16 protein-coding genes and 1 pseudogene are annotated in these 18,943 nt (G+C 74.0%); 8 read left to right on the forward strand and 9 right to left on the reverse strand.

Features of this window, described 5'->3' with window-relative positions; all coding sequences use genetic code 11:
• Nucleotides 1-20: 20 nt before the first annotated feature.
• The 7 genes from AB0E02_RS14640 to AB0E02_RS14670 all read right to left on the reverse strand — a co-directional run bounded on the left by AB0E02_RS14640 (nt 21) and on the right by AB0E02_RS14670 (nt 6,099).
• On the reverse strand, nt 21-713 hold the full coding sequence (locus AB0E02_RS14640; protein WP_362138916.1) for a phosphoadenylyl-sulfate reductase: 693 nt from the start codon (nt 711-713) through the stop codon (nt 21-23).
• Entirely contained in the window at nt 710-895 is a 186-nt protein-coding gene (locus AB0E02_RS14645; RefSeq protein ID WP_362138918.1) for a hypothetical protein, read from the reverse strand. The genes AB0E02_RS14640 and AB0E02_RS14645 overlap by 4 nt, the downstream gene beginning before the upstream one ends.
• Nucleotides 892-2,589, reverse strand: a complete 1,698-nt coding sequence (locus tag AB0E02_RS14650) for a nitrite/sulfite reductase (protein ID WP_362138920.1) — start codon at nt 2,587-2,589, stop codon at nt 892-894. The genes AB0E02_RS14645 and AB0E02_RS14650 overlap by 4 nt, the downstream gene beginning before the upstream one ends.
• 215 nt (nt 2,590-2,804) lie before the next feature.
• Entirely contained in the window at nt 2,805-2,888 is an 84-nt protein-coding gene (locus AB0E02_RS14655; RefSeq protein ID WP_350257049.1) for a putative leader peptide, read from the reverse strand.
• 92 nt (nt 2,889-2,980) lie between these two features.
• On the reverse strand, nt 2,981-3,586 hold the full coding sequence (locus AB0E02_RS14660; protein WP_362138922.1) for a GNAT family N-acetyltransferase: 606 nt from the start codon (nt 3,584-3,586) through the stop codon (nt 2,981-2,983).
• A gap of 225 nt (nt 3,587-3,811) precedes the next feature.
• The gene (locus AB0E02_RS14665; RefSeq protein WP_362138924.1) at nt 3,812-4,477 is read right to left on the reverse strand and encodes a class F sortase; all 666 of its coding nucleotides are present in this window, start codon (nt 4,475-4,477) and stop codon (nt 3,812-3,814) included.
• A 323-nt stretch (nt 4,478-4,800) separates the two neighbouring features.
• A complete protein-coding gene (locus tag AB0E02_RS14670; protein ID WP_362138926.1) occupies nt 4,801-6,099 on the reverse strand; it encodes a GAF domain-containing protein in 1,299 nt (432 codons plus the stop codon).
• A 340-nt stretch (nt 6,100-6,439) separates the two neighbouring features.
• Here AB0E02_RS14670 and AB0E02_RS14675 point away from each other — a divergent pair, with 340 nt between their 5' ends.
• On the forward strand, nt 6,440-6,865 hold the full coding sequence (locus tag AB0E02_RS14675; protein WP_362138929.1) for a hypothetical protein: 426 nt from the start codon (nt 6,440-6,442) through the stop codon (nt 6,863-6,865).
• 584 nt (nt 6,866-7,449) lie between these two features.
• On the opposite strand, the gene AB0E02_RS14680 is transcribed toward AB0E02_RS14675, so the two are convergent.
• Entirely contained in the window at nt 7,450-9,093 is a 1,644-nt protein-coding gene (locus AB0E02_RS14680) for an acyl-CoA dehydrogenase family protein (RefSeq protein ID WP_362138931.1), read from the reverse strand.
• A gap of 17 nt (nt 9,094-9,110) precedes the next feature.
• Between AB0E02_RS14680 and AB0E02_RS14685 the strand changes: the two genes are divergently transcribed.
• Both AB0E02_RS14685 and AB0E02_RS14690 read left to right on the forward strand, forming a co-directional pair.
• Nucleotides 9,111-10,169 (forward strand): YihY/virulence factor BrkB family protein, encoded by a 1,059-nt coding sequence (locus tag AB0E02_RS14685; protein WP_362138933.1) that lies wholly within the window; start codon nt 9,111-9,113, stop codon nt 10,167-10,169.
• 187 nt (nt 10,170-10,356) lie between these two features.
• On the forward strand, nt 10,357-11,703 hold the full coding sequence (locus AB0E02_RS14690) for an aromatic acid/H+ symport family MFS transporter (RefSeq protein ID WP_362139056.1): 1,347 nt from the start codon (nt 10,357-10,359) through the stop codon (nt 11,701-11,703).
• 235 nt (nt 11,704-11,938) lie between these two features.
• Here AB0E02_RS14690 and AB0E02_RS14695 read toward each other — a convergent pair whose 3' ends face one another.
• Nucleotides 11,939-13,651, reverse strand: coding sequence for an IclR family transcriptional regulator C-terminal domain-containing protein (locus AB0E02_RS14695; protein ID WP_362138935.1), 1,713 nt, complete (start codon nt 13,649-13,651; stop codon nt 11,939-11,941).
• Between the two features lie 249 nt (nt 13,652-13,900).
• On the opposite strand from AB0E02_RS14695, the pseudogene AB0E02_RS14700 reads away from it, so the two are divergent.
• From AB0E02_RS14700 to pcaG, 5 genes and pseudogenes are all read left to right on the forward strand, one after another.
• Nucleotides 13,901-14,689, forward strand: a pseudogene (locus AB0E02_RS14700) (CoA-transferase); the annotation flags it as partial.
• 177 nt (nt 14,690-14,866) lie between these two features.
• On the forward strand, nt 14,867-15,658 hold the full coding sequence (locus tag AB0E02_RS14705; RefSeq protein ID WP_362139058.1) for a CoA-transferase: 792 nt from the start codon (nt 14,867-14,869) through the stop codon (nt 15,656-15,658).
• A complete protein-coding gene (locus tag AB0E02_RS14710; RefSeq protein ID WP_362138937.1) occupies nt 15,655-16,884 on the forward strand; it encodes a thiolase family protein in 1,230 nt (409 codons plus the stop codon). Before AB0E02_RS14705 ends, AB0E02_RS14710 begins: the two co-directional genes overlap by 4 nt.
• A 440-nt stretch (nt 16,885-17,324) precedes the next feature.
• Nucleotides 17,325-18,206 (forward strand): protocatechuate 3,4-dioxygenase subunit beta, encoded by an 882-nt coding sequence (gene pcaH, locus AB0E02_RS14715; protein ID WP_362138940.1) that lies wholly within the window; start codon nt 17,325-17,327, stop codon nt 18,204-18,206.
• Nucleotides 18,206-18,919, forward strand: coding sequence for a protocatechuate 3,4-dioxygenase subunit alpha (gene pcaG / locus AB0E02_RS14720; RefSeq protein WP_362138942.1), 714 nt, complete (start codon nt 18,206-18,208; stop codon nt 18,917-18,919). Before pcaH ends, pcaG begins: the two co-directional genes overlap by 1 nt.
• Nucleotides 18,920-18,943 lie beyond the last annotated feature (24 nt).

Here is an 18,943-nt window from a genome sequence, read left to right on the forward strand (position 1 = left end):
GGATATCTCCTGATGCGTCGTCATCCGTGCAGCCCGCACTCGGTCTTGTTGCTCCCGGCCCAGCGGCCGGCCCTGGCGTCCTCGCCCGCCAGCACCCGCCGGGTGCAGGGCGCGCAGCCGACGGAGGCGTAGCCGTCCATCAGCAGCGGGTTGGTGAGCACCCCGTGCTCGGCCACGTACGCGTCCACGTCGGCCTGCGTCCAGCGGGCGATGGGCGAGACCTTCACCTTCTGCCGCTTGGCGTCCCAGCCGACGACGGGGGTGTTCGCCCGGGTCGGCGACTCGTCCCGGCGCAGCCCGGTCGCCCAGGCGTCGTACCCGGTCAGGCCCTCTTCGAGCGGCTTGACCTTGCGCAGGGCGCAGCACAGGTCGGGGTCGCGGTCGTGCAGCTTCGGCCCGTACTCGGCGTCCTGCTCGGCCACCGTCTGACGGGGCGTCAGGGTGATGAGGTTGACGTCCATCACCTCGGCGACCGCGTCGCGGGTCCCGATCGTCTCGGGGAAGTGGTAGCCGGTGTCCAGGAAGACCACGTCCACGCCCGGAAAGGCCCGCGAGGCCAGGTGCGCGACGACCGCGTCCTCCATCGAGGAGGTGACGCAGAAGCGCGGACCGAAGGTCTCGGCGGCCCAGGTGAGGATCTCCAGGGCGGACGCGTCCTCCAGGTCGCGGCCCGCCTGCTCGGCGAGCTGCTGGAGATCGGTAGCGGTGGTCACGACGTACCTCCGTCAGTGGCAGGGGAGTTGGCGGACGTCCCGGGGGCCAGCAGCCCCAGGAACGACAGCCGGAACGCACGGCTGCAGGACCGGCATTCCCACGTGCCGTGGCCCTCTTCCGAAGGCCGCAGGTCCTCGTCCCCGCAGTAGGGGCAGTAGAAGGGCGCGGCTCGCTCGCTCACTTCAGCGCACCCTCTTCCGCCCGGGCGGCCCAGGTGGCGAAGCGCTCGCCGTCCTCGCGCTGCTCCTGGAAGTTGCGCAGCACCCGCTCGACGTAGTCGGGGAGTTCGTCGGCGGTGACCTTCAGGCCGCGGACCTTGCGGCCGAAGCCGGCCTCCAGGCCCAGTGCGCCGCCCAGGTGCACCTGGTAGCCCTCGACCTGGTTGCCGTCGTCGTCCAGGACCAGCTGGCCCTTGAGGCCGATGTCCGCGGTCTGGATGCGGGCGCAGGCGTTGGGGCAGCCGTTGAGGTTGATGGTCAGCGGCTCGTCGAAGTCCGGGAGGCGGCGCTCCAGTTCGTCGATCAGGGACGCGCCGCGGCCCTTGGTCTCCACGATCGCCAGCTTGCAGAACTCGATGCCGGTGCAGGCCATCGTGCCGCGGCGGAACGGCGAGGGCGTGACCTGGAAGTCCAGCGCCTCCAGGCCCGCGACCAGCGCGTCGACCTGGTCCTCCGCGACGTCGAGGATGATCATCTTCTGCTCGACGGTGGTGCGCAGGCGGTCCGAGCCGTGCGCGGCGGCGAGTTCGGCGATCTTGGTGAGGGTGGTGCCGTCGACCCGGCCGACGCGCGGGGCGAAGCCCACGTAGAAGCGGCCGTCCTGCTGCCGGTGCACGCCGACGTGGTCGCGCCACCTCTGGACGGGCTCCTCGGGCGCCGGGCCGTCGACCAGCTTCCGGTTCAGGTACTCGTCCTCCAGCACCTGGCGGAACTTCTCGATGCCCCAGTCGGCGACCAGGAACTTCAGCCGGGCGCGGTTGCGCAGCCGGCGGTAGCCGTAGTCGCGGAAGATCCCGACGACGCCGGCCCAGACGTCCGCGACCTCGTCCAGCGGGACCCAGGTGCCCAGCCGCTGGGCGAGCTTGGGGTTGGTGGACAGCCCGCCGCCGACCCACAGGTCGAAGCCCGGACCGTGCTCGGGGTGGACGACGCCGACGAACGCCACGTCGTTGATCTCGTGGACCACGTCCTGGACCGGCGAGCCGGAGATCGCGGTCTTGAACTTGCGCGGCAGGTTGGAGAACTCCTTGCTGCCGATGTAGCGCTCGTGGATCTCCTCCACGGCCGGGGTGCCGTCGATGATCTCGTCCTCGGCGATACCGGCCACCGGGGAGCCGATGATCACGCGCGGGCAGTCGCCGCACGCCTCGGTCGTGGACAGCCCGACGCCCTCCAGCTTCTCCCAGATGGCCGGAACGTCCTCGATCCGGATCCAGTGCAGCTGGATGTTCTGCCGGTCGGTGATGTCCGCGGTGCCGCGGGCGTACTGCTCGGAGACCTCGCCGATGGCCCGGAGCTGGGCCACCGTCAGCCGGCCGCCGTCGACCCGGACCCGCAGCATGAAGTACCTGTCGTCCAGCTCCTCCGGCTCCAGGATCGCGGTCTTGCCGCCGTCGATCCCGGGCTTGCGCTGGGTGTAGAGGCCCCACCAACGCATGCGCCCGCGCAGGTCGTTGGGGTCGATCGAGTCGAAACCGGCCTTGGAGTAGATCGTCTCAATGCGTGTCCGCACATTGAGACCGTCGTCGTCCTTCTTGAACTGCTCGTTTCCGTTGAGCGGCGTGAAATGACCTACGGCCCACTGGCCCTCGCCGCGGTGGCGTCCGGCCTTGCGGCGGGTCGAAGCGGCTGCGGGTCGGTCGGGGGAGGCGGCCATGGGTGTACGTCCTTCTGGGCGGGCTCAGGGGATCGGGACCGGCGCCGGAGGCCCGTGCCGACCTGCGCAGACACACCGAAGCGCGGCGCGTGGACAACGCGTCGGCGACAGCTGCGGGTCAAAGGGGGTTCCGGCGCGTCCGCGACGATGGGGACGGCGGGTGATCGGTGGTGCCGGGTGCTGTCCAGGGCCATGGGCCCTGGCTGGAAACAGCCTCAGCCCGCCCGACAAATGGCGCTGGACATGCGGCCGAGGTCGACGTGCCGCCGACTCACCAAGGCAATTCCAGCTCTGGACATGACGGAAGCGTGGCACGCCGCTCTCCGGCCAGTCCACCGCTATCCATGATGTGGACAACCCTGTCCCGCTTGATGAGACAGGGTGACGTCGATCACTTCCCGGCGGTCGATTGCGGCGGCGAGGTGAGCGGTCCGGCGCCCGGCCAGGGGCCCGGTGTCGGCACGTCGGGCTCCTCGGTCACCGTGGTGTCGTAGACCCGGAAGCCGCGGCGTTCGTAGTTGGCCATCGCGTGCTCACCGTCCTTGCTGCAGGTGTGCACCCAGACCCGGCGCGTCGACGGCCGGCCCGGCCACCGTTCGGCCAGGTCCCAGGCCCGCTCGATGCCGTACGTCAGCAGATGGCCGCCGATCCGGCGGCCCCGGAAGGCCGGTATCAGCCCGAAGTAGGCGATCTCCACGGAGGCGTCCGGCCCCGCGGCCAGCTCGATGAATCCCGCGGGCGTCCCGCGCTCGTACGCCACCCAGGTCTCGGTCCCCGGCCGCCCCAGGTACTCCGCCCACTGCGCGTACGACCACGGCAGCCGGTCGGTCCAGGTGACGTCCCCGCCCACCGCCGTGTAGAGGAAGCGACTGAACTCGGGCGAAGGCACCTCGGCCCGGGCGATCCGGACACCCTGCCCGGCCGGCGGCTCCTGCCCGCGGGACAGGTCGGCGCGCGAGGTCTGTTCGAGGTACCAGGTGGTGACCGAGATGCTCATGCGGCCAATACATCACATCGGGACGCGGGGGAGCGGGGCCGGGCGGGGCAGGGTGAGGCCGGGCGAGCTGGGCGGGGCCGGGCGTGCGGCGGAAGGAAGGCTTCCGGCGTTCCGCATGATGAGACGGTGGTTCGCATCGTGGGGCATCCCGGCCCGCGCGGCCCGGGCAGCCGGTGCGGCTCGTACGGCTTCCCGCGGGCACCTCGCGCCCGGCCCCGTACGTCCTCACACGCTCCCGGTCATCCTGGCGAAGACCACCACATTGCCCGTGTACCCGGACCCCGCCGCGTACGGACCCCCGCAGGTCAGCACGCGCAGCTCGGGGCGACCGGTGCCGCCGTAGACCTTACGGGCGGGGAAGTCGCGCTTGTCGAAGACCTGGACGCCGTAGACCTCGAAGACCGCGGTCCGCCCGTCCTCGCGGATCACCCGGATCGTGCTGCCCTTCGCCAGGCGGCCCAGCCCGTAGAAGACCGCGGGGCCACTGTGGGTGTCGACGTGCCCGACGAGGACGGCGGTGCCCCGCTCCCCCGGAGAGGGCGCGTCCGCGTACCAGCCCGCCAGATTGGGGTTCCCTCCCGGCGGGGCCTCGATCCAGCCGTCCTTGTCCAGGCCCAGCGGCAGCACCGGCGCGGACACCGCGAGCGACGGGATGTCGACCTCGGCCGGGGCCGAACGGGGCAGTGGCGCGGCCGCGGGGCCGGCCGCGCCACCGGGCACCACCGAGGTGGCGGTCCCCGGCTGCGGCGGCCCGTCCGGATCGTTCGACAGCCCCTGCCGCAGCATCCCGAACCCCACCAGACCGGCCAGCGCGAGCATGCCCCACCGCGGCCGGCGCGCGACCGCGACGGCCTCCGCGGGCGCCGCCTCCGGCGGATCCGTCGGGCTCATCGCTCACCTCCCGCACACCGCGGCCACCACCTTCATGGCCCGGTCGGCACGCTAGGCCGTGCCCGCCCCGGCGGCGACACCGGACGTCCGAACGGGTGCCGACCCGGGGCCGGACCCGGTCACGCACCGGGCCGGTCCCCGCCCGGTCACGTACCGGCCCGGCCCCGCGCGGGCATGCCGAGTCCTGGCTCTGGACAGGACGCGCCGAGCTCCGCCCCGGCCCGGTCGCGCCGAGTCCCGGGTCGTTCGGTCGCAACGGACTCGCCGTTCCGCATCCCTAAGCGGCGGAATCTGCCTCCGGTGCTTCCCGCCGCGCCGCCGGCTCAGGACGGGGGCCGCCCGCGCCGGGCCGCCGCTACCGCCGGAGCCAGCGAGTGCGGCAGCAGCCGCCCGGGCCGTGCCGGGAGCCGCAGTTCCACCTCCACCCCGTCGGCGAAGCGGTACGGCCGGTGCGCCAGCACGCTCCCCAGATGGCGGCGCAGCCGGGACAGCTCGGCGCGCACCGTCACCGTACGCCCGGCGTCGCCGAAGAGGTCCTGGGCGAGTTCGGCAGCGGTGCGCCCCTGCGGCTGCGCGGCCAGCACGAAGAGCAGCTCGGCATGGCGCGGCGACAGCTCGTGCGACCAGCTGCCGGCCGGCCCGCTGACCGTGACCGTCGAGCCGTCCCGCCGGCTGACGTCCAGGACGACCCGGCTCGGCACCGGCTCCCGCTCCGCCCGCCCCACCCGGATCAACCAGCCGCCCGGAAGCGGTTCCAGGGCACACATGCCGTAGCGCGGCAACCACAACGGCCCGGCCGCGGGCGCCTTCGGCAGCGCCAACCGGTCCGGCGGTGTCAGCCCCGTGACGGCCACGACCCAGCCGTTCGGATCGACCACCAGTGCCTGCCCGCCGAGCCGCGCCAGCACCGGCGCCGCGCTCGACCGCAGCCGTTCCAGGGACCGGTGGTGACGGGTGCGCAGCTCACCCTCGGCGAGCCGGGCGACCGCGGACACCAGCGAGAGCGTGGTGGGGTGGAACGACTGCGCCGGTCCGCTGACGTCCACGGTGCCCAGCAGCCGCCCGTCCCGCGGGTCGTGCAGCGGCGCCGCGGCACAGGTCCACTGGTGGTGGCTGCGCACGAAGTGCTCGGCGGAGTGCACCAGCACCGGGCGGCGGGCCACCAGGGCGGTGCCGATGGCGTTGGTGCCGACGACCTGCTCCGTCCAGTCGGCGCCCTTGTCGAAGCCGAGCCGGTCGGCCATCCGCCGTACCGGAGCGCTGCCCTCCCGCCACAGGACCCGGCCCTCGGCGTCGGTGACGACCATGATCTGCTGTGCCGCGTCGGCGGCCGCCAGCAGCCCCTCGTTCAGCACCGGCAGCACCGCCGCCAGCTGCGACTTCTGCCGCCGGTACTCCAACTCGGCGACCGGTAGCGGCTGTTGGGCCGGATCGGCGTCCGGGTCGACACCGGAGTCCAGCGCCCGGCGCCACGAAGCGCCGATCACCGCACGGGGGGCGTCGGCCGGGCCGCCGGGCGCCCCGCCGGCGAGCGCGGCCTCGCGGACGGTGGCGATCCGGCGGGCGGTGGCACGGACTTCCTGGGCCGACCAGATGGCGCTGTCGATCGTGCTGTCGCTCACGCTGCTCTCCGTTGTGCACTGTCCCTGGGGGCGTCCCTCGATCATGCCGGGCTCACGGGTTCACGGTCGGCCCGACCGGGAGGTCCCCCCGGTCCGTGCGCCCATGGTGCCGTCATCGGCCCGCCATGGAGGCGCCATTGCCCACATCGGCTCCCGGGAAGTGCAACGCCCTGCAACCGTTGTGGCGTATGACGGGGAAACGGGACTCTGGCCCGAGCGGCCGATGGCATCTCGCCACCGCGGATTCGCCGGTCACCCGTCGGAGAACCCGCCGGTTGTCGCCGGGAAGTCCATCGGCCGCTGCGCGACGTCGGGACGGTACGGGGGAGGGGGCTCCACGGTGGCCGCTGCTCCGCGCGTCGTGGTGATCGGAGCGGGTGAGGGGGTACGAAGGGCACGGGCCGCCCGGCTGGCCGGCCACTACGCGATCCCCCTGCTGCCCGCGGTCGACATCTTGATAAAGCGTCAGTTGCTGCCTGAAGACGGCTATGTGATCGACAGCCCGCCGCAACTGCTCGACCGGGTGGCCGGCGTCGGCGGTCTGCTGCCCGTACTGGCCTTCGTCGACCTGGTGGTGCTGCTGCCCGGGGCGGGATCGAGCGGTACGGAGGAGACTTCCCGCGTGCTGCGCTTCTACGACGCGCGCGGGGTGCTGCTGACCGTGGGGGCGGACACCCCCGACGACGAGATCATCCTGGTCATCGACGCGGCACTGCGTGGGCGCGGCGACCCGGAAGGCCCGCCCGGGACACCCTGGCGGCCCTGAGACGGGGGAGCGGTGCCGAGTCGGCGCGGCACCGCTCCCCGACCGGCGCGGCGGCGGCTACCCCCTGTCCCCGTCCCTTCGCGAGGCCACGGCCCGAAGCGACGGGGAGCCGCCGCCGCGTCGAGCCTCCGCGAGCGGGGCCGGCGCGGCGTCAAATTCCCTGGCCGGGAATCTTCCGCGCGGGGAATCTTCCGCGCGGGGAATCTTCCGCGCGGGGAACCTCCCACGCGGGAACCTCCCACGCGGGAATCTTCCTGGCCGGGAACCTCCCACACGGGGAACATCCCTCCCCGGGAACCTCCCACGCTGGGAATCTTCCTGGCCGGGAATCTCCCACGCCGGGAACCTCCCTCCTCGGGACATCCCTCCCCGGGAATATCCCTCGCCGCCGCCTCGTTGTGGCCCCGCAGGGGGCCTTCGTGTCCCCTACGGGATCCGTTCGACCGTCCCCTACGGGATCCGTTCGACCGCCCCCTACGGGATCCGTTCGACCGCCCCCTTAAGGGCAGCGGGCCGGGTCCTCGGCAACTCGGCGCCGTCGGCCGTTGTTGCCCTCGGCAACGGGGCACCGACCGCCGTCGTCCTCAGCAGTCCAGCACCGGCCGGGACCGGTTCACCACCGTTGCCAGGTCCAGGGTGTGGGGCAGGGTGCCGAAGGCCGCGCCGGCGTCGCCGCCCAGGCGGGAGGCGCAGAAGGCGTCCGCGACCGCGGGGGGCGCGTGGCGTACCAGCAGTGAGCCCTGCAGCACCAGCGCCATCCGCTCCACCAGGCGCCGGGCGCGGGCCTCGATGCCCTCCAGGTCGGCGAGTTCGGTGAGCATCCCCTTGATGGCCCGGTCCAGCCGGTGGTCCGCGCCGCGCGCCGTACCGATCTCGGTCAAGTAGGCGTCCAGCGTGCCGGGTTCGCGGCGCAGGGCGCGCAGCACGTCGAGTGCCTGGATGTTCCCCGAACCCTCCCAGATCGAGTTCAGCGGCGCCTCGCGCAGCAGCCGCGGCAGTCCCGACTCCTCGACGTAGCCGTTGCCGCCCAGGCACTCCAGCGCCTCGGCCACCACCGGCGTGCAGCGCTTGGTCACCCAGTACTTCGCCGCCGGGACCGCCAGCCGCAGCAGCTGCCGGTCCTGTTCGGTGCCGCCGTCGTACGCCGCCGCCAGCCGCAGCGCGAGGGTGGTCGCCGCCTCCGACTCCAGCGCCAGATCGGCCAGGACGTTGCGCATCAGCGGCTGGTCGGTCAGCCGGCGGCCGAACGCCTCGCGGTACGCGGTGTGGTGCAGCGCCTGGGCCACCGCCTGCCGCATCACCGCCGCCGACGCGCTGACGCAGTCCAGCCGGGTCGCCGCGACCATCTCGATGATCGTCGCCACCCCGCGGCCCTCCTCGCCGACCCGGCGCGCCCACGTCCGCCCGTCGAACTCGACCTCCGCGGAGGCGTTCGACCGGTTGCCGAGCTTGTCCTTGAGCCGCTGGATGCGGAAGGAGTTGCGGGTGCCGTCCGGCAGCACCCGCGGCAGCAGGAAGCAGGTCAAACCCCCCGGTGCCTGGGCCAGCACCAGGAACGCGTCGGACATCGGGGCCGAGCAGAACCACTTGTGTCCGGTCAGCACGTACTCGCCGGGGCCCGACAGCGGTTCGGCGCGGGTGGTGTTGGCGCGTACGTCGCTGCCGCCCTGCTTCTCCGTCATGGCCATGCCCGCCAGCGCGCCGGCCTTCTCGGCGGCCGGCCCCAGCTCCTGCTCGTAGATCCACGAGGTCAGCAGCGGCTCCCATTCGGCGGCCAGCTCCGGCTCGTGGCGCAGGGCGGGCACCGCCGCATGGGTCATCGACAGCGGGCAGCCGTGGCCCGCCTCGGCCTGGGTCCACACGATGAAGCCCGCGGTGCGGCGCAGATGGCCGTCCGGCCGTGACCAGGCGTCGTTCAGCCCGGCGGAGACGGCGTGGCCGAGCAGCCGGTGCCAGGCCGGGTGGAACTCCACCTCGTCGATCCGGTGGCCGTAGCGGTCGTGGGTGTGCAGCACCGGGGGGTGGGTGTTGGCCTGCTCGCCCCACTGCTGGGCGTGCGCGGAGCCGGCGGCTTCCCCCAGCCGGCCCAGTTCCTGGCGGACCTCGTCCAGGCGGTCGGCGGCGATGTGCCGGGTGATGCCCTCGGTGAGGGCCGGGTCGCTCGCGAACACGTCGTATCCGACCAGCGGCGGGGGCTGGTTTGTGACCGTGTGAGTGGTGGCTGCCATGCAGCTACGGTAAGGAGGTGCAGCCGGAGAACGAACCAACCGAGCGGCACGCGGGCCGTCTGACCAGGGCCCGTGTGCTCTACCGCAACGTCTCCACACGCCGGCTGGCCTGGTTGCTGCTCAAGGACATCGTCCACTCCTGCATGACCTACCGCGTCACCGGACTGGCCGCCGAGGCGGCGTTCTGGTGCCTGCTGTCGCTGCCGCCGCTGATCCTCGGTCTCCTCGGCGTGCTCGGCTACACCCAGACCTGGATCGGGCACGACACCCTCGACAGCGTCCGGCAGCACATCCTGGGCGTGGCGGGCACGGTGCTCTCCGACAAGGGCGTGGACGAGGTCGCCCGGCCGCTGCTGAACGACGTCTTCACCGGCCGCCGGCCCGACGTCATCTCGCTCGGCTTCGCCATCGCCCTGTGGTCCGGCTCCCGCGCCCTGAACGTCTTCGTCGACACCATCACGATCATGTACGGGCTCGACGGCCGCCGCGGCATCGTCCGGACCCGGCTGCTGTCGTTCGCGCTGTACGTCGCCGGGCTGCTGGTCGGCGCGGTCGCGCTGCCGCTGATGGTGGCCGGGCCGGACGCCGTGGTGAGCCTGCTGCCGGCCAGTGAGCATGTCGTCCGGGCGCTGTACTGGCCGGTCGTCCTGCTGCTGTCGGTCGCCTTCCTCACCACCCTCTACCACCTCTCGGTGCCGGTCCGGTCGCCCTGGCCGGAGGACATTCCCGGGGCGGTGGTGGCGCTCGGCATCTGGGTGCTGGGCAGTTTCCTGCTGCGGCTGTACCTGGTCTCGACGGTCGAGGGGCCCACGATCTACGGCTCGTTGGCGGCGCCGGTCGCGGTGCTGCTGTGGATCGGCGTCTCGGCGTTCGCGGTGCTGGTCGGCGCCGCGATGAACGCCTCGCTGGACCGGGTCTGGCCGTCGGCCGCCACCGCCGAGGCGCGCGAGGAGATGGCCCGGCGGCTGGCGGCGAAGCGGGCCGCCGCCGAGGCGAAGAAGCGGGACGAGGACGGGCCGGAGGGCCGGGAGGGCCGGGAGGGGCCTGCGGGTCCGGCGGGTCCGGCGAATGGGTAACGCGTAACGGCCTTACCCGTTCGCACCATTGACACCTCCCTGGATGGGCGCAGATGATCCTGGCCCACGAGCGAACGAAAGTTCACCAGGCGAACGAGGGTCGCCGGAGAGATCGGTAGCCGTAGCCGTAGTCCGGTAGCCGGTAGTCCGCTCGCCGTATCCCGAAGACGAGGTGCCCGAGGTGCCCATGCCACCCACCGCTCCGCGCCATACCTTCCGTTCCGTCGCGCCCGTCCTGGCGCTGTGCTGGCTCGCCGTCTTCTTCGAGGGGATGGACGTCAATGTCTACGGCGCCGTCATGCCGCGGATGCTCGACGACCCCGGGCTCGGCCTCGGCCCCGCCACGGCCGGCACCATCGGCAGCTGGACCACGCTCGGCATGCTGGTCGCCGCCCTCGTCATCGGACCCGTCACCGACCGCCTCGGCCGCCGCCCGGTCCTCGCCGTCAGCGTCGCCCTCTTCTCCCTCGGTTCGGCGATCTGCGCGCTCTCCGGCACCCCCGCGCCCTTCGGCGCCGGACGGTTCCTGGCCGGCCTCGGCTTCGGCTCCCTGCTGCCCATCTGCCTGTCCATGGTGCTGGAGTTCGCCCCGCCGCGCCGGGCCGCGCTGGCCACCGGACTGCTGATGACCTCGTACCACGTGGGCGGCATGTTCGCGACGGGCCTCGGCATGACGCTCGCCCCCGCGCTCGGGTGGCGTTCGATCTTCTGGGCCGGTGTGCTGCCCGCGCTGATCGCGATCCCGCTGCTGCTGCGCCTGCTGCCGGAGTCCCCCGGTGTGCTGCTCGCCAAGGGCCGTACCGCCGAGGCGCATGCGATCGCCGACCGCTACGGCATGGCCCGCCCCGGCCCCGCCGACGCCCCGGCCCCCGGGACCGGCGGCCGGCCGTCCTCCGTCCTGGCCCTCTTCCGCCCCGGCGCCCGCTGGGCCACGCCGCTCCTCTGGCTCGCCTCGTTCTGCGGACTGCTCCTGGTCTACGGCGTCGGCACCTGGCTGCCCCAGATGATGCGCGCCTCCGGTTACGGCCTCATCTCCTCGGTCAGCTTCCTGCTCGTCATCAACATCGGCGCGGTCGTCGGCATGTTCATCGCCGGCCGCACCGCCGACCGCTACGGCCCGGTGCGGGTCTCCGCCCTCTGGTTCCTGCTCACCGCCGCCGGCGCCCTGCTCCTGAGGGCGCACCTGCCGCTCGCCCTCACCTACGCCGTGGTCGCGGTCACCGGCATCTGGCTCTTCAGCGCCCAGGTGATGGTCTATGCCGCCGCCGACCGCGTCTACCCGGCCGCCGACCGTGCCACCGGCATGGGCTGGGTCACCGGCGTCGGCCGCACCGGCGCCGTGGTCGGCCCCTGGCTGGGCGGCATCCTCGCCGCCGGCGGCAACGCCCAACTGGGCTTCGTGGCCTTCGCGTTGGCGGGCCTGGTGGGCGCCCTCGCGATCGGCCTGGTGCCGGTGGCCCGCCGCGTCGGCAACGGAGCGGCGTCGCCGGCAGCGTTGGGGGCGCAGGCCGAGGCACAGGCGGGGGCGGAGTAAGGGGGGAGGCGCGGGTAACGGGGAGGGGCCGGGTAGCGGGGAGGGGCGGCGCGCACGGCTCTCCCCGGAGGCGTGCGGCGAGTGCCTCCAGGGGGACCCGCAGCCCGGCCACCGGCCGGAAGTTCGCGGCGGCGTAGTCCCATGCGCTCGCCTGGAAGGCCGGATTGCGCTTTCCGTCCTGATAGGACGGGGTCGCCTCCCAGTAACGGCTCCGGTGGGGGGACGGAAAGCGCCGTCACAGGACGGGGATCCGTACGTACCGGCCGGCCACCGCGAGGTCCGCCTCGATGGCGGTGGCCGTCTCGCGCAGGGCCGGGAGGAGTGCGTCGCGGGTGGCGGCGGGGGAGGTGCGGCCCGCGTGGGTGGAGACGTTGACGGCTGCCACGACCTCTCCGGTGCGGTCGCGCACGGGGACGGCGAGCGAGCGCAGTCCCTCCTCCAGTTCCTCGTCGACCAGGGCGTATCCGTCGGCGCGGACCTGCCGGAGGAGGCCCAGGAGGGTCTCCTCGTCGGTGACGGTGTGCCGGGTGAACGGCCGGAGGTCGGTGAGGGACAGCCGGGCGGACACCTCCGCGGGCGGCAGGCCGGAGAGCAGGGCCCGGCCCATGGACGTCGCGTAGGCGGGGAAGCGGGTGCCCAGGGTGATGTTGACGCTCATGATGCGCACGGTGGGGACCCGGGCGACGTACTGGATGTCGTCGCCGGAGAGGACCGCCATGGAGGCGGAGTCGTGCACCCGCTCGACCAGCGCGGCCAGGTGGGGCTGCGCGATGGCCGGCAGCGTCAGGCCCGAGAGGTGCGCGAAGCCCAGCTCCAGCACCTTCGGCGTGAGCCGGAAGAGCTTGCCGTCCGAGGCGAGGTAGCCGAGGTGCTCCAGGGTGATCAGGGCCCGCCGGGCGGTGGCCCGGGCCAGGCCGGTGGCCTCCGCGACGGCGGTGAGCGGGAGTGCCGCGCGGCCGGCGCCGAAGGCGGTGAGGGTGATCAGTCCGCGGGCCATGGACTCGACGAACTCGGGGCCCAGCTCCTGTTTGGAGGCCCGCATCCAGGAGGCGTGGGAGGAGTCGGACGCGCCCCCGGCGGCCCCCGGCTCCGGTGCGGAGGGGGCCGCATGCGGGGCGGTCAGGGCGAGTTCCATGGCCGTCACCGTGTCGCGCAGCCGGGGGAGGACCGCACCGGGCAGCTCGGCGGCGGACAGCCGGCTGGTGTGGCTGACGACGCTCACCGCGCAGACGATCCGGCCGGACGGGTCCCGTACGGGCATCGCGACCGCGACCAGGCCCGGTTCGATGAGCTGGTCGTCCAGGGACCAGCCGGCCGTGCGGGCGGAGTCAACTCGGCTCTCGAATACGGAAGTTGGGGAAGTGGTGGACTCCGCCTCGGCGTCGGGGCGTGGGGGGACGGCCGGGAAGCCGGCGTCCGTCGGGTCGGCCGCGCGGCGGCGGCGCCAGCGCTCCCAGTCCGCCGCGTCCCAGGCGTCCGCGAACAGCGCCCCGGGCGCGCCGCGTTCGGCGGGCAGCAGATCGCCGATGCGGAAGGCGAGGGACATCGCGCGGCGGCGGGTGGCCTGGTGGACGAAGCGCACACCGTCGCCGTCCGGGACCGCGAGCGAGACCGACTCGTCCAGCTCGTCGGCCAGCCGGTCGGCGAGCGGGCCCAGCCGGTCCGGGAGCCCGGACGCCGCGAGATAGGCGTTGCCGAGCTCCAGCAAGCGCGGCGCGAGCACCGCGTCCCGGCCGTCGACGCGGACGTAACCGAGCCGGGCGAGGGTGCTCAGCACCCGGTCGACGGTGGACCGGGCCAGACCGGTGCCCCGTACCAGATCGCCCACCGCCTGGCGGCCGCCGCCGGCCGACAGCTCCCGCAGCACCGTCAGGCAGCGGATCAGCGGACCCACCGCTTCCGGCGGGGTGGCCGGGGAGGGCGGTGCGGCGGGGGCGGGGTGGGTCATGGCCTCTCCCTCGTGCGGTGATCTCGTGCGAACCGTACCCGGCGGACCGTTGACAGGGTCGGGGGCGGGGTCCAGACTCGGAGCGGCATTATGAACTTAAGTTCACTGGGCGAACGACTGGCTGGAGGGCCCCCGTTCTTCCTGTCTGGACGAAATGCCCCATATTCCCCACTCTTCCCATCCTTCCCACACCTAGCGCCTAGCGCTGAGCGCCCGGATCATCGACAGAGGCTGGAGGACATGGCCGATATGGCCGACATCCGTTCGTTGCACGAGGCCGTCGCCGAGCTGATCCACGACGGGGACACCGTGGCGCTGGAGGGGTTCACCCACCTCATCCCGTTCGCCGCGGCGCACGAGATCATCCGCCAGGGCCGCACCGGCCTCACGCTCGCCCGGATGACCCCCGACGTGGTCTACGACCAGCTGATCGGCGCGGGCGTGGCCGAGAAGCTGGTCTTTTCCTGGGGCGGCAACCCGGGCGTCGGCTCGCTGCACCGCTTCCGGGACGCGGTCGAGAACGGCTGGCCCGGCCCGCTGCGGACCGACGAGCACAGCCACGCCGGGATGGCCAACCGCTATGCCGCGGGCGCGGCCGGGCTCCCGTTCGCCGTGCTGCGCGGCTACCGCGGCAGCGACCTCCCCTCCCGGACGCGCACGGTCGCCACCGTCACCTGCCCGTTCACCGGTGAGGAACTGGCCGCCGTGGCCGCCCTCAACCCGGACGTCACGGTCATCCACGCTCAGCAGGCCGACGGGGCCGGCAACGTCCAGCTGTGGGGCCTGACCGGGGTGCAGAAGGAGGCGGCGCTGGCCGCCCGGCGCGTCCTGGTGACCGTCGAGGAACTCGTCGACACCCTGGAGCCGTGCCCCGGCGGCGTCGTCCTGCCCACCTGGGTCGTCGACGCGGTCGCGGTCGTCCCCGGCGGCGCCCACCCGTCCTACGCGGCCGGGTACTCGGTCCGCGACAACGCCTTCTACCGCCGCTGGGACGGGATTTCGCGGGACCGCGCGGCGTTCGGGCGGTGGCTCGAAGGGATCAGGGGCGGCGCCACCCCCTCTCCCGCGGCAACCGTCCCCACCACCGCGCCCGGTGCCGCACCCGCGCCCGGTGCCGCACCCGCGCCCGCACCCGCCTCGGCGCCCGAGCCTGCCGCCCCGCCCGTGCACGCCCCCGCGCCCGCCTCCGCCCCGCCCTGCACCCCCGACGAGCTCATGGAGGTCAACGCGGCCCGGGCGCTGGCCGGTGCGCGGACCTGTTTCGTCGGGATCGGGCTGCCCAGTACGGCCGCCAACCTCGCCCGCCGCACGGTCAATCCGGACCTGGTGCTGATCTACGAGTCCGGCACCCTCGGCTCCAAACCGACCCGGCTGCCGCTGTCCATCGGGGACGGCGAACTGGCCGACACCGCCGATGCCGTGGTGTCCGTGCCCGAGATGTTCAACTACTGGCTGCAGGGCGGCCGGATCGACGTCGGCTTCCTCGGCGCCGCGCAGGTCGACCGGTTCGCCAACATCAACACCACCGTCGTCGACCGCGGCCCCGGCAAACCGGAGGGCCGGCTGCCGGGGGCCGGCGGCGCGCCCGAGATCGCCGCCAACTGCGGGCAGGTGCTGATGGTTCTGCGACACAGCCGCCGCAACTTCGTCGGCTCGCTGGACTTCGTGACCACCCTCGGCCACGGCAGCGGCCCCCGGGACCGGGCCGCGCTCGGACTGCCCGGCGCCGGCCCGACCGCCGTCATCACCGACCTCGGCGTCCTCCGCCCCGACCCCGGTACCGCCGAGCTCGTCCTGACCGACCTGCACCCGGGAGTGACGGTCGAGCAGGTACGGGCGGCCACCGGCTGGGACCTCAAGGAGGCGGCCCGGATCGGCGTCACCGACCCGCCCACCGCCGCCGAACTCGCCGCCCTGCGCGCCCTGAAGGCCGCCACCCCCCAGGGCACCCCCGCATCCGGTACGCCCGAGGCGGCCGGCGCACGGAAGGACACCGCCACCCGATGATCACCGACCGGCCCCGGGACGTGTACGTCGTCGACGCCGTCCGCACCCCCTTCGGCAAATACGGCGGCGCGCTGTCCGGCGCCCGCCCCGACGACCTCGCCGCACATGTCCTCAAGGCCTTGGTGGACCGTGCGCCGGGACTGGATCCGGCCACCATCGACGACGTCTGGTTCGGCAACGCCAACGGCGCGGGCGAGGAGAACCGCGATGTGGCCCGGATGGCGGTGCTGCTCGCCGGGCTGCCGGTGTCCGTACCCGGCGTCACCGTCAACCGCCTCTGCGGCTCCGGCATGGAGGCCGTCATCCAGGCCGCCCGGGCCGTCGCGCTGGGCGACGCCTCGGTGGCCGTCGCCGGCGGCGTGGAGTCGATGAGCCGGGCGCCCTGGGTCCTGCCCAAGCCGGACCGCGCCTTCCCCGCGGGACCGCAGACCCTGCACTCCACCACCCTGGGCTGGCGGCTGACCAACCCCGCGATGCCCGGCGAGTGGACCGTGGCCCTGGGCGAGGGCGCGGAACTGATCGCCGACCGCGACCGGATCAGCCGCGACCGGCAGGACGCCTTCGCGCTGGCCAGCCACGAGAAGGCGGCCCGGGCCCGGAAGGACGGCGCGTTCGCCGCGGAGATCGTGCCGTACGGGGACGTGGCCGAGGACGAGGGCATCCGTGCGGACACCTCGTTGGCGGCGCTGGGCGCGTTGCGGCCGGCCTTCCGTACGGGGAGCGACGCGGTGCCCGGGGCCACCGGAGCGTCGGCCGGCGCGGGCACCGTCACGGCCGGCAACTCCTCACCGCTCAGCGACGGTGCGGCCGCGCTGCTGCTGATGGACGAGCGGGGGCTCGGCGCCTCCGGCTGCACCCCGCTCGCCCGGATCCGCAGCAGCGCGGTCACCGGTATCGAGCCGCAGTACTTCGGGCTCGGCCCGGTGGAGGCGGCCACCCGGGCCCTGGAGAAGGCCGGCCGCGGTTTCGACGCCCTGCACACCGTCGAGCTCAACGAGGCGTTCGCCGCCCAGGCGCTCGGCTGTCTGGCCCGCTGGCCGGAGCTCGACCCGGGCCTCGTCAATCCGCGCGGCGGTGCGATCGCTCTCGGCCACCCGCTCGGCGCCTCCGGGGCACGGCTGGTCGGCGCGGTGGCCCACCAACTGGCGGCCGCCGGCGCCGGAACGGGCCTCGCGACGCTGTGTATCGGCGTCGGGCAGGGGCTGGCGATGGTGCTCGAAAGGTAGTTACCCGCCCGGCGTCGGGAGCCGCATCCTGCAGGGGCACCGCGCCACGGCCGGGCCGGCGCGCGGCCTCGTCCCCGCTCGACGCGCCCGCCCCCGGCCTCCCGCCCGCCCCGGCCCAACCACCCGCACGAACCCGATCACCGTCCCGACCACCAGCACCGACCACCGGCACCGCCCCGGCCCCGACCGCCCGCACGGACCCGATCGCCGGTCTCCGACCACCGGCACCGCCTCGGTCCCGACCGCCCGCACCGCCCCGATCACCGGTCCCCACCACCGTCACCGCCCCGGCCCCGCCCGACCGCCCGCACGGCCCCGACCACCGGCACCGCCCCGGCCCCGACCGCCCGCACGGAACCGATCACCGGTCCCGACCACCGACACCGCCCCACCCCCCGACCACCCGCACCGCCCCGACCACCCGCACGGAGAGGGCACCCATGACCCTGACCCCGTTCACCCCCGCCACTCCCGCCACTCCCGCGACTCCCACCTTCCTGCCCGGCGCCCCGCTTCGCGGCCCGCGGCCGCTCGTCGCGCCCGTACCGCCCCTGCCCACCCAGGCCGACATCAGCCGCGAGATCGCCGCGCGGTCCGCCGCCGCCGAACGGGACCGGGCCGACGGCAGCCCCGCCCCGGCGCACCCCGCGCGGGACTACACCCCGTACCGCAGCAGCACCCCCCGCCACCCCCGGCGGCCACCGGTCGAGATCGACCACCTGGCCGACCCGGAGGCCGTCGAGCTGACCGGCCCCGCGTTCGGGGTCACGGACGTCACCGACCTGGACGCCGACCTCACCCGGCAGCACCCGGGCGAGCCGCTCGGTGAGCGGATCACCGTCACCGGGCGCATCCTCGACCGCACCGGCCGCCCGGTGCGCGGTCAGCTCGTCGAGATCTGGCAGGCCAACGCCTCCGGCCGGTACGCCCACCAGCGCGACCAGCATCCCGCCCCGCTCGACCCGAACTTCACCGGCGCGGGCCGCTGCCTGACCGACGATCAGGGCCGCTACACCTTCACCACCATCAGGCCCGGCGCCTACCCCTGGCGCAACCACGACAACGCCTGGCGCCCGGCCCACATCCACTTCTCGTTCTTCGGCACGGCCTTCACCCAGCGCCTGATCACCCAGATGTACTTCCCCGGCGACCCGCTCTTCCCCTACGACCCGATCCTCCAGTCGGTCACCGACCCGGCCGCCCGCGCCCGTCTGGTCGCCGCCTACGACCATGAACTCTCCTGCCCCGGGCGGACGTTGGGCTACCGCTGGGACATCGTCCTGGACGGCCCGTCCGCCACCTGGACCGAGGAGGGCCGCTGATGCCCCGCGCCACCACCGACCCGGCCACCACCACCGACCCGGCCACCACCACCGATCCGGCCGCGACCACCGATCCGGCCGCCACCACCGACCCGGCCGGCGCCCCCGCCGCGCCGCTGCCCCCGACGCCCTCGCAGACCATCGGCCCGTTCTACGGCTACGCCCTCCCGTTCCGCGGCGGCGAGCAGATCGCCCCGGCCGGCCGGCCCGGCACGATCACCCTCCACGGCCTCGTGCGGGACGGGGACGGCGCCCCGGTGCCGGACGCCCTGCTGGAGTTCTGGCAGGCGGGCCCGGACGGCAGCCTCACCGGCGCGCCCGGCTCGCTGCGCCGCGACCCGGTCACCGGTGCGGTCATCGGCCGGCACGGCCTGGACTTCACGGGATTCGGCCGGGTCCCGACCGACGCGGATGGCCGTTACGCCCTGCACACCCTGCCCGCCACCGCCCCGGCCGGCCACCCCGACGCCGCGCCCTACCTCGCCGTCTGCGTCTTCGCCCGCGGGCTGCTGCACCACCTCTTCACCCGCGTCTACTTCCCCGAACACGCCGAGGCCCACGCCGCCGACCCGCTGCTGTCCCGGCTGCCCGACCACCGGGCCCGCACCCTGCTCGCCCACCCGGACGGCCCGGACCGCTATCGCTTCGACGTCCAGTTGCAGCAGACCGCCGACGGCACCCACGAGGAGACGGTCTTCCTTGCGTTCCGATGACCGCGCCTGCTCCGACGCCCCTCG

This window comes from Streptomyces sp. NPDC048196, assembly GCF_040652715.1.
Classification (GTDB): Bacteria; Actinomycetota; Actinomycetes; order Streptomycetales; family Streptomycetaceae; genus Streptomyces; species Streptomyces siderophoricus.

Excerpts from the sequence above, each read along its gene's own strand:
- AB0E02_RS14650 (WP_362138920.1), bottom strand. The coding sequence starts at position 2,589 with ATGGCCGCCTCCCCCGACCGACCCGCAGCCGCTTCGACCCGCCGCAAG.
- AB0E02_RS14655 (WP_350257049.1), bottom strand. The coding sequence starts at position 2,888 with ATGTCCAGAGCTGGAATTGCCTTGGTGAGTCGGCGGCACGTCGACCTC.
- AB0E02_RS14660 (WP_362138922.1), bottom strand. The coding sequence starts at position 3,586 with ATGAGCATCTCGGTCACCACCTGGTACCTCGAACAGACCTCGCGCGCC.
- AB0E02_RS14665 (WP_362138924.1), bottom strand. The coding sequence starts at position 4,477 with ATGAGCCCGACGGATCCGCCGGAGGCGGCGCCCGCGGAGGCCGTCGCG.
- AB0E02_RS14680 (WP_362138931.1), bottom strand. The coding sequence starts at position 9,093 with ATGGCAGCCACCACTCACACGGTCACAAACCAGCCCCCGCCGCTGGTC.
- AB0E02_RS14690 (WP_362139056.1), top strand. The coding sequence starts at position 10,357 with ATGCCACCCACCGCTCCGCGCCATACCTTCCGTTCCGTCGCGCCCGTC.
- AB0E02_RS14695 (WP_362138935.1), bottom strand. The coding sequence starts at position 13,651 with ATGACCCACCCCGCCCCCGCCGCACCGCCCTCCCCGGCCACCCCGCCG.
- AB0E02_RS14705 (WP_362139058.1), top strand. The coding sequence starts at position 14,867 with ATGGAGGTCAACGCGGCCCGGGCGCTGGCCGGTGCGCGGACCTGTTTC.
- AB0E02_RS14710 (WP_362138937.1), top strand. The coding sequence starts at position 15,655 with ATGATCACCGACCGGCCCCGGGACGTGTACGTCGTCGACGCCGTCCGC.
- pcaH (WP_362138940.1), top strand. The coding sequence starts at position 17,325 with ATGACCCTGACCCCGTTCACCCCCGCCACTCCCGCCACTCCCGCGACT.
- pcaG (WP_362138942.1), top strand. The coding sequence starts at position 18,206 with ATGCCCCGCGCCACCACCGACCCGGCCACCACCACCGACCCGGCCACC.